A 14,677-nucleotide genomic window follows, 5' to 3' on the forward strand; every position below is an offset into this window, starting at 1 on the left:
GTGAGTGGGCAATCACGCAGACTTCAGCCACGGAGCGGTCAGTTCGCTCCACGCCGGGTTGTTTAAGGTCATATCCATATCGCGGGCGAAAATAGCGAAACCATCGTAGCCGTGGTACGGGCCGGAATAGTCCCACGAGTGCATCTGGCGGAACGGCACGCCCATTTTCTGGAAGATGTACTTTTCCTTGATACCGGAGCCGATCAGATCGGGCTTCAGCGCTTTGACGAAGGCCTCCAGCTCATAGCTGCTGGCATCATCGAACAGCAGGGTTCCCTCTTTCAGTTCCGGCAGGGTGCGGTCGTAATCATCGTTATGGCCAAACTCATACCCGGAAGCGATGATCTCCATGCCCAGATCCTCATAGGCGCCGATAACGTGGCGTGGCCGCAGGCCGCCCATATAGAGCAGCACCTTGCGCCCCTCCAGGCGCGGACGATATTTGGCGATGATCGCCGCCATTTGCGCTTCGTATCGGGCGATCACCGCCTCGGCGTTGGCGCGAATGGTGTCGTCAAACTGGTCGGCGATTTTGCGCAACGATTCGGCGATTTTGGTTGGCCCGAAGAAGTTGTACTCCATCCACGGAATCTGATGCTTTTCCTCCATATGCCGGGCAATGTAGTTCATCGAACGGTAGCAGTGGACGAGGTTCAGCTTCACGAATGGCGTATTTTCCATTTCGACCAGCGTACCGTCGCCGGACCACTGCGCAACGACCCGTAACCCCATCTCTTCAAGCAGAATGCGCGAAGCCCAGGCATCGCCGCCGATGTTATAGTCGCCGATAATCGCCACATCGTAAGGCGTGGCTTCAAACGGCTGCCCTTCGCGGTTGTTCAGCACCCAGTCGCGTACCACGTCGTTGGCGATATGGTGCCCCAGCGACTGCGATACGCCACGAAAGCCTTCGCAGCGAACCGGGATCACCGGTTTATTCAGCGCTTTGCTGCTGGCATTCGCCACGGCGCTGATATCATCGCCAATCAACCCCACCGGACATTCCGACTGAATGGTGATGCCTTTTGTGAGCGGGAACAGCAGCTCCATTTCTTCAATCAGTTTGCTGAGTTTTTTATCGCCGCCGAAGACGATGTCGCGCTCCTGGAAATCTGAGGTGAAGTTCAGCGTGCCAAAACTCTCGACGCCGCTGACGCCGGTGTAATAGTTGCGTCGTCCGGCGCGCGAGTACTGGCCGCAGCCGATCGGCCCGTGGGAAATATGAGCCATATCTTTAATTGGCCCAAAAACCACCCCTTTGGAACCCGCATACGCGCAGCCGCGCACGGTCATCACGCCGGGTTGCGATTTGCGGTTGGAGGTCATGCACTTGCCAACGCTTTCCATTTGCGGATCGCTGACCATCATGTGCTTTTTACGCTCTTTACGCGTGGTTTCCGGGAACACCTCCAGGACTTCCTGGATGAGCGCCAGATTACGTTCGCCTGTTGCGTTGGTCATGGTCATTATCCTGTGATCAGGCCGCGTTTTCTTCGGCGGCGGTTTTACCAATGATGCTGGTGTCTTCTTCTTCCATGATGCCGAATTCCATCAGCAGCGATTCCAGTTCATCCATGGTGCAGGGGGTCGGTACCACCTTCATGGTGTTGTTGACGATTTTTTGCGCCAGAGTGCGGTATTCATTGGCCTGATTACAGGTCGGGTCGTACTCGATAACCGTCATCCGGCGGATTTCCGCGCGCTGCACGATGTTGTCGCGCGGCACAAAATGAATCATTTGCGTGCCGAGTTTTTCCGCCAGGGCCATAATCAGTTCGTCTTCGCGGTCGGTCTGGCGCGAGTTACAGATCAGGCCGCCGAGGCGCACCTTGCCGGATTTGGCGTATTTGACGATCCCTTTGGAGATATTGTTGGCGGCGTACATCGCCATCATCTCGCCGGAACAGACGATGTAGATCTCCTGGGCTTTGTTTTCGCGGATCGGCATGGCGAAGCCGCCGCAAACTACGTCGCCGAGCACGTCATAGAAGACGAAATCGAGGTCATCTTCGTAGGCGCCTTCCTCTTCCAGGAAGTTGATTGCCGTGATAACGCCGCGGCCCGCGCAGCCGACGCCTGGCTCCGGACCGCCGGATTCCGCGCAGCGCACGTTGCCGTAGCCGATTTGCAGAACATCTTCCAGCTCCAGATCCTCGACCGACCCCACTTCGGCGGCCATCTCCATAATGGTGTTCTGTGCTTTAGCGTGCAGGATCAGGCGGGTGGAATCCGCTTTGGGATCGCAGCCGACGATCATCACTTTCTTGCCCAGCTCCGCCAGCGCGGCGACGAGGTTCTGCGTGGTGGTGGATTTGCCGATACCGCCTTTACCGTAGATAGCGCATTGACGCATGGTCATGGTGACTTCTCCTGTTGTTGAGTGTTTGCCAGCAGAGAAGTGCAGGGAACATACCAGTCGTGCCTGATTGATTAACACATTGATATACATGAAATTGTCTTAAAATCCCTGCGGCAGGGGTAAAACAAAACGGCACAATAAGGCGACCAAATGTGAGAAACAGAACAATTCCACGCGTCGGACCGATTGTGGCGCTTTGTCGCCTGTTCAACAGCTTGTCGCGTGCTGTGTCTTATTCCGCGCAATCTCTCTGCGCAATACCGGGCGGTTATTTAAATAACGTACTGAATTTACAGTAACTATTTTGTTATGCGCGAGCTGGCACAGGCTGTGCTTGAGGCCATCACTGGGTTTGCCGCTTTCCGACGCGGCGAAGATGCCTCTCACCTTCGAGGATTGAACAATGTCCGGACAAATGAAAACAATGGATGGCAACGCCGCGGCGGCCTGGGTTTCCTATGCCTTTACCGATGTTGCCGCGATCTATCCTATTACTCCCTCTACGCCGATGGCGGAAAACGTCGACGAATGGGCGGCGCAGGGGAAAAAGAACCTGTTTGGTCAGCCGGTGCGCTTAATGGAGATGCAATCAGAGGCCGGTGCGGCAGGCGCGGTACACGGCGCGCTACAGGCCGGGGCGCTCACCACGACCTACACGGCTTCGCAAGGGCTGCTGCTGATGATCCCCAATCTGTACAAGATTGCCGGTGAACTGCTGCCGGGGGTTTTTCACGTCAGCGCCCGGGCGTTGGCCACCAATTCGCTGAATATTTTTGGCGATCACCAGGATGTGATGGCGGTTCGTCAGACCGGCTGCGCCATGCTGGTGGAGAACAACGTTCAGCAGGTGATGGATCTCTCCGCGGTCGCCCATCTGGCGGCGATTAAGGGGCGCATCCCGTTTGTTAACTTTTTTGATGGTTTTCGTACCTCGCATGAAATTCAAAAGATCGAGGTGCTGGAATATGAGCAACTGGCAACGCTGCTCGACCGCTCCGCGCTGGACAGTTTCCGGCGTAACGCGCTGCATCCGGATCATCCGGTTATTCGCGGAACCGCACAAAACCCGGATATCTATTTTCAGGAACGGGAAGCGGGCAACCGTTTTTATCAGGCGCTTCCTGAGCTTGTTGAAAACACGATGGCGCAAATTAGCGCCCTCACCGGACGGGAATACCATCTGTTTAACTACGCCGGCGCGCCGGATGCCGAACGGGTCATCATCGCCATGGGTTCGGTTTGCGACACCATTCAGGAAGTGGTGGATACGCTGAATAGCGCAGGGGAGAAGGTCGGGTTACTCAGCGTGCATCTGTTTCGCCCCTTTTCACTGGCGCACTTCTTTGCGCAACTGCCAAAAACCGTGCAGCGGATTGCGGTACTGGACCGCACGAAAGAGCCTGGCGCCCAGGCCGAGCCGCTGTGTCTCGATGTTAAAAACGCATTTTATCACCATGACGCTGCGCCGCTGATTGTCGGTGGCCGTTACGGGCTGGGCGGCAAGGATGTCCTGCCCGGCGATATTGCCGCGGTGTTTGACAACCTGAACAAACCGCTGCCGATAGATGGCTTTTCGCTGGGTATTGTCGATGATGTCACCTTTACGTCATTACCGCCGTATCAGGGCGCGATGGCGGTATCGCATGCCGGGATCACCGCCTGTAAATTTTGGGGCATGGGCTCAGATGGCACCGTTGGCGCGAATAAAAGCGCCATTAAAATTATTGGCGACAAGACCCCTCTCTACGTGCAGGCTTATTTCTCCTATGACTCGAAAAAATCCGGCGGCATCACCGTTTCACACCTGCGCTTCGGCGACCGGCCCATAACTTCGCCCTATCTGATTCACCGGGCCGATTTTATCTCCTGCTCGCAACAATCCTATGTCGAACGCTATGAGCTGCTGGACGGGTTGAAACCGGGCGGAACCTTTTTGCTGAACTGCAACTGGTCCGATGCGGCGCTGGAGCAGCATTTGCCTGCCCGCTTCCGGCGTTATCTGGCGCGGGAAAATATCCGCTTTTACACCCTTAATGCCGTCGATATCGCCCGTGAGCTCGGTCTTGGCGGGCGGTTTAATATGCTGATGCAGGCGGCGTTCTTTAAGCTGGCGGCGATTATTGACCCGCAAACCGCCTCGGACTATCTCAAACAGGCGGTGGAAAAAAGCTACGGCAGTAAAGGGGCGAGCGTTATTGAGATGAACCAGCGGGCGATCGACCTGGGGATGGCTTCGCTGCATCAGGTGACGATTCCGCCGCACTGGGCGACTCTGGAAGAGCCTGAAGCGCAAGCGTCCGCCATGATGCCGGACTTCATTCGCGATATTCTGCAACCGATGAACCGCCAGTGCGGCGACCAACTGCCGGTGAGCGCGTTTGTCGGTATGGAGGATGGCACCTTCCCGTCGGGCACCGCGGCCTGGGAGAAGCGCGGCATTGCCCTGGAGGTCCCGGTCTGGCAACCGGACGGCTGTACGCAGTGTAACCAGTGCGCGTTTATCTGCCCCCATGCGGCGATCCGTCCGGCGTTGCTCAGTCCTGAAGAGCAGGACGCCGCGCCGGTAGCGCTGTTAAGTAAGCCCGCTCAGGGGGCGAAAGCGTATCACTACCACCTGGCGATTTCCCCTCTGGACTGTTCTGGCTGCGGCAACTGCGTGGATATCTGTCCTTCGCGCGGTAAGGCGCTAAAAATGCAATCTCTCGATAGCCAGCGCCAGATGGCGTCGGTTTGGGATTACGCGCAGTCGCTGGCGCCAAAAAGTAACCCGTTTCGCAAAACAACGGTTAAAGGCAGCCAGTTTGAAACGCCGCTGCTGGAGTTTTCCGGCGCCTGCGCGGGCTGCGGGGAAACCCCTTACGCCCGCCTGATCACCCAACTGTTTGGCGACCGGATGATGGTTGCTAACGCCACCGGCTGCTCTTCTATCTGGGGGGCCAGCGCGCCGTCGATGCCTTACACCACTAACCATCGCGGTCATGGTCCTGCATGGGCGAATTCGCTGTTTGAAGATAACGCCGAATTTGGCCTCGGCATGATGCTGGGCGGGCAGGCGGTGCGCAAACAGATTGCCGACGACATGACCGCCGCCCTGTCGTTGCCGTTAAGCGACAGACTTATTGACGCGATGCGGCAGTGGCTGGCCCATCAGGATGACGGCGAAGGGAGCCGCGAGCGTGCGGATCGGCTAAGTGAACTGCTGGCGGTGGAAAAAGCCGGGGAGCCGCTGCTGGAGCATCTCTGGCAGAACCGTGACTATTTTATTCGCCGCTCACAGTGGATTTTCGGCGGCGACGGCTGGGCCTACGATATCGGCTTCGGCGGCCTCGACCACGTGCTGGCGAGCGGCGAGGATGTGAATATTCTGGTGTTTGATACTGAGGTTTACTCTAATACCGGCGGACAGTCGTCGAAATCGACCCCGGTGGCGGCAATCGCTAAATTTGCCGCGCAGGGGAAACGCACGCGCAAAAAGGATCTCGGCATGATGGCGATGAGCTATGGCAACGTTTATGTCGCGCAGGTCGCCATGGGCGCTGATAAAGATCAAACGCTGCGGGCTATCGCGGAAGCCGAAGCCTGGCCGGGGCCGTCGCTGGTGATTGCTTACGCCGCCTGCATTAACCACGGCCTGAAAGCCGGGATGCGCTGTAGCCAGCGTGAGGCGAAGCGGGCGGTTGAGGCAGGCTACTGGCATCTGTGGCGCTATCATCCGCAGCGTGAAGCGGAAGGCAAAACGCCGTTCGTGCTGGATTCCGAAGAGCCGGAAGAGAGCTTCCGCGACTTTTTACTGGGGGAAGTGCGCTATGCCTCTTTGCACAAAACGACGCCGCAACTGGCGGATGCGCTTTTCAGTAAAACCGAAGAGGATGCCCGGGACCGCTTCAGGCAGTATCAGCGGCTGGCCGGCGAAGAGTAGCGCGAGGCAACGGCGGGCGGGCAAGAGGCTGCGCCAGCGGTTTATTCTTCTTGCTGCATCACCCTGAGCAGCGTATCCAGCAGGCCGGGAAAACGCGCGTTTAAATCTTCCCGGCGCAGCGAAATCAAGTTTTCCCGCCCCTGAGGCCGTTGCCAGATCACGCCGCTGTCGCGCAGTACGCGCCAGTGGTGGGTCATGGTCGATTTGGCCACATCCTCATGACGCAGAGCGTTACAGCTCTGCTCGCTGCCGTCGGCAAGGATGCGAATAATCTCCAGACGGAGCGGATTACCGAGGGCGAAAAGGACATTTTCGAGGCGAATTTGTTCAGGTTCGGGGTGATTGGCGATCATAATATTCCTGTGTCGGCGGTTGCGCCGCTCTGCAAGCGGCGGCCCGTATCGGCGGCTGGCCGGTAATATACTCAAACTGCGGTTCTAACGCCACGGGCGTCGTCGCAGCTTTACCGATAGTTACGATAGCAAAAATAGTTCGAATATACTCGTACAATTGTACTATGATAGATGCGGTTGAATAAATCGCGGCGTATCCGGCCGCTAACTGACAGTCAAAATGACTAAGGACGCATCATGCCCCGACCCATCCCCCTCGAACGTTATCGCAACATCGGTATCTCCGCGCATATCGATGCCGGTAAAACCACCACCACCGAGCGTATCCTGTTTTACACCGGGATGAGCCACAAGCTGGGGGAAGTACACGATGGCGCGGCAATCACCGACTGGATGGCGCAGGAGCAGGAGCGTGGGATCACCATTACTTCCGCGGCGGTAAGCTGTTTCTGGCCCGGCATGGACCGCCGCTTCGCGCCGCATCGCATTAATATTATCGACACCCCCGGGCACGTGGATTTCACCATTGAAGTGGAGCGTTCCATGCGGGTACTCGACGGCGCGGTAATGGTTTACGACTCCGTTGGCGGCGTACAGCCGCAATCGGAAACCGTCTGGCGGCAGGCGAATAAATATCACGTCCCGCGGCTGGCCTTTGTTAACAAGATGGACCGTCCCGGCGCGGATTTTTTCCGCGTGGTGCAGATGATGAAAGATCGCCTGAAAGCGAATCCGGTGCCGATTGTTATTCCGGTAGGCGCGGAAGATCACTTCACCGGCGTGGTGGATCTGATCACGATGCGCGCCATTTTGTGGGATGACGCCACACAGGGGATGACCTTCAGCTATGTTCCGGTGCCCGATGAGCTTCTGGATACCGCCCGGCAGTGGCGGGAAAAAATGGTTTCCGCCGCCGCGGAAGCCAGCGATGAACTGATGGATAAGTATCTGGAAACCGGCGATTTGAGCGAGGCGGAAATCGTTGCCGGGCTGCGTCAGCGTACCGTGAAGGGCGAAATCCAGGCGGTACTGTGCGGCAGCGCGTTTAAAAATAAGGGCGTACAGCGGATGCTTGATGCGGTGGTTGAGCTGATGCCGTCGCCGCTGGATATTCCGGCGATTCAGGGCGTGGATGAGAAAGGGCGGCCCGCCGAACGTCATCCTGGCGATGACGAACCGTTCTCGGCGCTGGCCTTTAAACTGATGACCGACCCCTATGTCGGGCAACTGACCTTTATCCGCGTCTATTCCGGCACGCTGAAAAAAGGCGATGCGGTGTGGAACCCGGTGAAAGAGAAGAAAGAGCGCATCGGCAGGATCGTGCTGATGCAGGCCAACGATCGCCATGAGGTGGATGAACTGCACGCCGGGGATATTGCCGCCTGTGTCGGCCTGAAGGATGTCACCACCGGCGATACGCTGTGCGACCCGGATGCGATCATCACGCTGGAGCGGATGGCGTTTCCGGAACCGGTGATTTCGCTGGCGATTGAACCGAAGACCAAAGCCGATCAGGAGAAAATGGGCATCGCCCTGCAACGACTGGCGGCGGAAGATCCGTCGTTTCGTCTGCACACGGACGAGGAGTCCGGTCAGACGATTATTTCGGGGATGGGCGAGTTGCATCTGGAGATTATCGTTGACCGGATGAAACGTGAGTTTGCCGTTGACGCGAATATTGGCCGTCCGCAGGTGACCTATCGCGAAACGATCCGCAAAACGGTCAAAGAGGTGGAAGGCAAGTTTGTTCGCCAGTCCGGCGGGAAAGGGCAGTATGGTCACGTGGTGCTGACCCTTGAACCGCTGGCGCCGGGGAGCGGCTTTGTGTTTGAAGATGCCACGAAAGGCGGCGTGGTGCCGCGCGAGTATATTCCTTCCGTGGAAAAAGGGCTGCGCGAAGCGATGGGCAGCGGCGTGCTGGCGGGGTACCCGGTGGTGGATATCAAAGCGACCCTGACCTTTGGCTCGTATCATGAGGTCGACTCTTCGGAAATGGCTTTCCGCATGGCGGCGATATTCGGTTTCAAGGAGGGGGCGCGCAGAGCGGACCCGGTGATCCTTGAGCCGGTGATGCATGTGGAAGTGGAAACGCCGGAAGAGTACGCCGGGAATATCATGGGCGATCTCTCTTCCCGCCGGGGGATGGTACAGGGGATGGAGGCGCGTTTCGGTAGCCAGATTATCCGCGCCGACGTGCCGCTGGCCGAGATGTTTGGCTATTCCACAACGTTGCGTTCAATGTCTCAGGGGCGGGCGACCTATAGCATGGAGTTCCATCATTATGCGGAAGCGCCGCGTAACGTGGCGGAGGCGATTATCGCCAGTCGGGCGAAAGGCTAAATAACGTTCCCGGGTGGCGGCTACGCCTTACCTGACCTGGAAATTCATGAATACCGGGCTCCCGTCTTTCAGATGGCTGAGGACCCGTAGCCCCGGTAAGCGCAGCGCCACCGGGGGATGAGAGGCCGGTTTTCGCTACCATGCCCGTATTTTTGTCAGGTGGCGGATGGTGTTTTACCTGACCTACACTGACCTACAAACCCCATAAATATAAGCCCTGCGCCACCGGTTCCGTTCACCGTAATCCCGCAGAAAATGAACTACCGTCGCCCGTGAACGGGTAAAGGGGGAGAAAACCGTCTCCCCCTTTACAATCCCCGCGGTCCCGCAAAGAAACCGGTGCTGCGCACTGCGCTCACCTCCCGGCCCTCAGCCTGCGGTCGGCTCAACTCGACGGCCTGTCTCGATTCGCCTCTGGCCGCCATCCCTGGCGTCCAGCCCTTGTCTTCGGGTCTCCGGTTCGCCGGTTTCAGCGGGCACCAGGGCATCGCTGCGGGTTTTGTGCTTTCAGCAGGGTATTCGTCGCTGCTTAATAGAAAATAGAAAACCTGTGTTTTATTACCTTCAGCGGTCAGGCAGTTGCAGGTTTACTGCGGGCTCACCGCATGGGGGTTGGGCGCATCAGGGAAACCTGGCGGGAACGCAGGCGCGCATCCAGGACTGGCCGCCAGGACGGCGGCCAGAGGCTGAGTCGTGACAGGACAAAATTGCCCGGAGCAATTTTGAACAGCGCTTGCGCTGGCCCTGAAAGGGCGAGTCCCAGGGATGGGACGAGTAATCACGAGTCGCGCCCGGTCCGCCAGATGAAGCCGGAGTGGAGCGGACCGCGCAGCGGCAGGTTTCCAGCGCAATGCCGGGGGTCATGGGGGCGAGCGAAACGCCCCCATGCCGTTCACCGGCTGTGGAGATAACATATATCCTCGTACTGACGGTGAACGGAACAGCCCACGGAACCGGAATATGAGGCGCCACCGGAGGATAACAGGCCGGTTTTCGCTACCATGCCCGCATTCCTGCCAGGTGGCGGCTGGCGTGACCTGTAACCCCATAAATCCAGGCCCGGAGCCGCAAATTAAACAATATCCTGCGCGTACTGCCACAGCGCCTTCAGTTGCGCCAGCTTCTCTTTATCGTCCGCGTGCTGCTGATACAGCAGTTGCAGCTCATCGGCATAGGCCTGTAGAAATTCCGGTGTAAACACCTCCCGGCGATGTTCTAACCAGCGCTGCTGCTCGGCTTCATCAAGAGTGCCGGGGAAATTACGCGCGCGATAGTTGAACAGCAGTCGCTCAATGCGCGCATCGGCGAAGGTAATATCCAGCGCCGGCAGATTACGCGGCTCGGTCTCAAGCACGATTTTCATCGCCGCACGATCGGCATCGCTGAAAAAGCCGTTATATAACTGCGCATCGACGTTAGCGGACGGCACAAAAGGCTCGGCTTCGGCAAAAATCGCCACCACTTTCTCGCGTACCTGCGGATTGGCCCGCAGCTGCCGCGCGTTATCCAGGCAGCGCTGAATATTGATGCCTAACCGATCGGCATCCTGTGGACGCAGGGTATTTTGCTGCGCCAGCACCGGGCATTTATTGAGGTGCACCAGCTTAATCGGCACCGCCGCCAGTTCGCCCAGATCGCTTTTTGGCGTATACAGCCGTTCACGCAACGTATCGGCGTCCAGATCCAGCAGCGGCGCAATATCCCCCGCCAGATCGACCATAATCACCGCGTTACGGTTATCCGGGTGCCACGCCAGCGGGGCCACCAGGCTGGTATTGCCGCGCGCTGCGCCGAACATGCCGGAAACATGCACCAGCGGTTTGATTTGCGACACGTCAATCAGCGTCGCCAGCTTACGTTTGTTGCGATGGGCGTACAGATAGTCAAACAGACGCGGCTGCCGGGTTTTGACCAGTTTCGCCATCGCGATAGTGGCGTAAACGTCCGCCATGGCGTCGTGGGCGTTACTGTGCTCAATGCCGTTAGCGACGGTCAGATGCTCCAGACGGAAGCTCGGTAAGCCCTCTTCATTTTCCGGCCAGTTAATCCCTTCCGGGCGCAGCGCATAGCAGGCGCGCATCACGTCCAGCAGATCCCAACGCGAGTTGTCGTGCTGCCAGCTCCAGGCGTAAGGATCGTAAAAATTACGATAGAAAATATTACGCGTCACTTCATCGTCGAAGCGCACGTTGTTGTAGCCGACAACGCAGGTTTTCGGCACCGTGAACAGATCGTGAATGCGGCGGGCAAAGGCGGCTTCGTTGTCGCCTTTGGCAAGGGCCTCCTGCGGAGTAATCCCGGTCACCATCACCGCCTGCGGCTGCGGCAGATAATCGTCGGCAGGCTTACAGTAGAAGACTTCTGGTTCGCCGATGATAGTGAGATCTTCATCGGTGCGGATGGCAGCAAACTGCGCCGGGCGGTCGAGTGCAGGGTGGGTGCCGAAGGTTTCGTAGTCGTGGAACAAAAATCCGGGCTGGTTGGCGCTATCTTGCATAATCTGTTCGTTATTCCTGGTGGCAAGCAGCCATCATGGTAAACGATTTACCGGGCCATCAGAAGGGCATCGGCTTTGCCGCGCGTCTGCGGTGTCATATTTTCTTGCAATTAATCCCTGATATAAAACGAGAAGTTCCGTAAAAAGGACGGCGAATCTATCAATTTAGAGGATATGCTGTTGAAAGGCCGTTTGTTTATTGCTGTATCTTTGCTCGCTACGAGCGTTTCTTGCGCATTTGCCGCCAATGATTTTCCCGTCAACCTGGCGCCACCCGCCACTCAGGCCGCGTCCTGGGTGCTGATGGATTATACGACCGGTCAGGTGCTGACCGCCGGTAACGAGCACCAACAGCGCAATCCTGCCAGCCTGACCAAACTGATGACCGGCTACGTGGTGGATCGCGCCATCGATAGCCACCGCATCACGTTTGATGACATTGTCACCGTAGGAAAAGATGCCTGGGCGCAAGGTAACCCGGTATTTAACGGCTCCTCGCTGATGTTCCTTAAACCGGGCGATCGGGTCAGCGTGCGTGATTTAAGCCGTGGGCTGATCGTTGATTCCGGCAATGACGCCTGTGTGGCGCTGGCGGACTATGTTGCGGGCGGTCAGCCGCAGTTTGTCGCGCTAATGAATCACTACGTGGAAAAACTGCATCTGAAGGATACCCATTTCGAAACCGTCCACGGCCTGGATGCGCCGGGGCAGCACAGCTCGGCCTACGATCTGGCCGTGCTTTCCCGGGCGATCATTCACGGCGAACCTGAGGTGTACCATATGTACAGCCAGAAAAGCCTGACGTGGAACGGTATCACTCAGCAGAACCGCAACGGGCTGCTGTGGGACAAAACCATGAACGTCGATGGCCTGAAAACCGGCCATACCTCCGGGGCCGGATTTAATCTGATCGCTTCGGCGGTGGACGGTCATCGTCGGCTGATAGCGGTAGTCATGGGCGCCGACAGCGCAAAAGGGCGTGAACAGCAGGCGGCGAAGCTGTTGCACTGGGGCCAGCAAAACTTCGACACGGTGCAGGTGCTGCAAAACGGTAAACAGGTCGGCGTTGAGCGCATCTGGTATGGCGATAAAGAGCGGATTAAGCTGGGGACCGATCAGGACTTCTGGCTGGCGTTGCCAAAGTCGGAGGTGCCGCGCATCAAAGCGAAATATGTGCTGGATAAAAAAGAGCTGGAAGCGCCGATTGCCGCTCATCAGCGGGTCGGCGAAATCTCGCTCTACGATGGGGATAAAGAGGTGGCGCACTGGCCGCTGGTGACGCTGGAAAGCGTTGGCAAGGGCAGTGTGTTCTCACGCTTCAGCGATTATCTGCATCAGAAGCTGTAACTCTCCTGCCGCTCCGTTCCGGAGCGGCATCTCGTATTTCGCCCGGCGGCTATGGGATGACCGTCAATGCTATCATTGGGTTACATAAGGTTGTCGCAGTCCGGCATTCAGTGAAGCAGAGATTTATCCCTTCTGTCGACAAGGTTTCTTACATTCGCGTGATGCCTGCGGTGAAAAAGCGGTTACAATTGGCTTTTTCGTTGTGTCGGAGTGGGTTGTGCGCACGGATAAATCACTTAAGCCATTTGAAATTCGGCTGTATCGCCATTACCGCATCGTTCATGGCGTGCGAATAGCGCTGGCCTTTGTGCTCACCTTTATGCTGGTGCGCCTGCTGAACATACCGGAAGGGACCTGGCCTCTCATCACTCTGGTGGTGGTGATGGGGCCAATCTCTTTCTGGGGTAACGTGGTACCGCGTGCGTTTCAGCGTATTGGCGGCACGATCCTCGGCTCGGCCCTCGGGCTAGTGGCGCTGAAGCTGGAGCTTATCGCGCTGCCCGCCATGCTGCTATGGTGCGCGGCGGCGATGTTCCTCTGCGGTTGGCTGGCCCTTGGCAAAAAGCCCTACCAGGCGCTGCTGATTGGCATTACGCTGGCGGTGGTGGTGGGCGCGCCGCCGGGAGATATGACCACCGCGCTGTGGCGAAGCGGCGACGTTATCTTTGGCTCTCTGCTGGCGATGCTGTTTACCGGTATCTGGCCGCAGCGGGCGTTTTTGCACTGGCGCATCCAGATGGCCAGCTACGTCACCGCTTTCAACCGGCTGTATCAGGCAGGATTTTCGCCAAACCTTGTTGAGCGCCCGCGGCTGGAAAAGCACCTGCAAAAGGTGCTCAATGATGTGGTGAAAATGCGCGGTCTGATCACCCCGGCCAGTAAAGAAACGCACATTCAGAAAGCTATCTTCGAGGCGATTCAGACCGTCAGCCGTAATCTGGTATGCATGCTGGAATTGCAAATCAATGCTTACTGGGCCTCTCGTCCCGGCCATTTTGTCATGCTTAATGCGCATACGCTGCGCGAAACTCAGCAAATGACTCAGCAAACGTTGCTCACCATCGCCCACGCGCTGTATGAAGGGAACCCGCAGCCGATTCTCGCCAACAACGAAAAACTGAATGAAATTGTGGCTGAACTGCGCCAGCTGATTAAAGAGCAGCAGGATGAGAATTTCTCCGAAACGCCAATCCACGGCTATGTCTGGTTAACCATAGAGCTGGCGCGTCAGCTCGAACTGCTGTCGCATTTGATTTGTCGGGCATTGCGTAAATAAAGACGAGATATCAGAGAGATATCAGGTTACTGACAACGTGCGTTGTGCTGCCATTGCCGCGAAATGACACGTTGTCGGTTGTCTGATGTGTGTGATTTGTCCTGTCGCTTGCTTCGATTCAGCCGCATTTAGGGTTATGATAAACGCAAGGGAAAAAATATTGTCATCAGCGGCTGCGAACAGTTATGTTAGCCCTATAGGGTAGCCGCTTTAACGAATCCGAATCTCAAATATCAGGGGTATAAAAATGGAAACAACTAAGCCTTCTTTTCAGGACGTACTGGAGTTTGTTCGTCTGTACCGTCGTAAGAACAAACTGCAGCGTGAAATTCAGGACGTTGAGAAAAAGATCCGTGATAACCAAAAACGTGTCCTGCTGCTGGACAACCTCAGTGACTACATCAAGCCCGGCATGAGCGTTGAAGCTATTCAGGGCATTATTGCCAGTATGAAGAGCGATTATGAAGATCGCGTTGATGATTACATCATCAAAAATGCTGAAATCTCCAAAGAACGTCGCGACATCTCTAAAAAACTGAAAGTGATGGGGGAAGCCAAAGCAGAAGAGAAATCTGGCGAGTAATCC

The 14,677-nt window shown here is 56.9% G+C and carries 9 protein-coding genes; 5 read left to right on the plus strand and 4 right to left on the minus strand.

The genetic code is table 11. The features are described 5' to 3' along the window. Window positions 1–12: 12 nt before the first annotated feature. Both nifD and nifH read right to left on the minus strand, forming a co-directional pair. On the minus strand, window positions 13–1,461 hold the full coding sequence (nifD, locus tag ABK821_RS16610; protein WP_138361700.1) for a nitrogenase molybdenum-iron protein alpha chain: 1,449 nt from the start codon (window positions 1,459–1,461) through the stop codon (window positions 13–15). Window positions 1,462–1,477: 16 nt separating this feature from the next. Continuing rightward, entirely contained in the window at window positions 1,478–2,359 is an 882-nt protein-coding gene (gene nifH, locus ABK821_RS16615; RefSeq protein WP_138361701.1) for a nitrogenase iron protein, read from the minus strand. A 403-nt stretch (window positions 2,360–2,762) separates the two neighbouring features. On the opposite strand from nifH, the gene nifJ reads away from it, so the two are divergent. Next, window positions 2,763–6,278: a pyruvate:ferredoxin (flavodoxin) oxidoreductase gene (gene nifJ / locus ABK821_RS16620; RefSeq protein WP_138361702.1), complete on the plus strand. Its 3,516-nt coding sequence runs from the start codon at window positions 2,763–2,765 to the stop codon at window positions 6,276–6,278. A 41-nt stretch (window positions 6,279–6,319) separates the two neighbouring features. On the opposite strand, the gene ABK821_RS16625 is transcribed toward nifJ, so the two are convergent. Next, window positions 6,320–6,631 (minus strand): helix-turn-helix transcriptional regulator, encoded by a 312-nt coding sequence (locus ABK821_RS16625; RefSeq protein ID WP_138361703.1) that lies wholly within the window; start codon window positions 6,629–6,631, stop codon window positions 6,320–6,322. A gap of 237 nt (window positions 6,632–6,868) precedes the next feature. Here ABK821_RS16625 and fusA point away from each other — a divergent pair, with 237 nt between their 5' ends. After that, on the plus strand, window positions 6,869–8,971 hold the full coding sequence (gene fusA / locus ABK821_RS16630; RefSeq protein WP_138361704.1) for an elongation factor G: 2,103 nt from the start codon (window positions 6,869–6,871) through the stop codon (window positions 8,969–8,971). A 1,072-nt stretch (window positions 8,972–10,043) separates the two neighbouring features. Here the strand turns inward: fusA and sbcB are convergent. Further along, entirely contained in the window at window positions 10,044–11,468 is a 1,425-nt protein-coding gene (gene sbcB / locus ABK821_RS16635) for an exodeoxyribonuclease I (protein ID WP_343178998.1), read from the minus strand. A gap of 180 nt (window positions 11,469–11,648) precedes the next feature. Between sbcB and dacD the strand changes: the two genes are divergently transcribed. From dacD to ABK821_RS16650, 3 genes are all read left to right on the plus strand, one after another. Next, on the plus strand, window positions 11,649–12,815 hold the full coding sequence (gene dacD, locus ABK821_RS16640; RefSeq protein ID WP_343179001.1) for a serine-type D-Ala-D-Ala carboxypeptidase DacD: 1,167 nt from the start codon (window positions 11,649–11,651) through the stop codon (window positions 12,813–12,815). 217 nt (window positions 12,816–13,032) lie between these two features. Beyond that, the gene (locus ABK821_RS16645) at window positions 13,033–14,091 is read left to right on the plus strand and encodes an FUSC family protein (RefSeq protein WP_138361707.1); all 1,059 of its coding nucleotides are present in this window, start codon (window positions 13,033–13,035) and stop codon (window positions 14,089–14,091) included. 247 nt (window positions 14,092–14,338) lie between these two features. Then, the gene (locus tag ABK821_RS16650; protein WP_138361708.1) at window positions 14,339–14,674 is read left to right on the plus strand and encodes a DUF496 family protein; all 336 of its coding nucleotides are present in this window, start codon (window positions 14,339–14,341) and stop codon (window positions 14,672–14,674) included. The last annotated feature ends 3 nt before the right edge of the window (window positions 14,675–14,677 follow it).

The sequence above is a fragment of the Klebsiella sp. KE9456 genome, assembly GCF_043832615.1.
Lineage (GTDB): Bacteria > Pseudomonadota > Gammaproteobacteria > Enterobacterales > Enterobacteriaceae > Klebsiella > Klebsiella indica.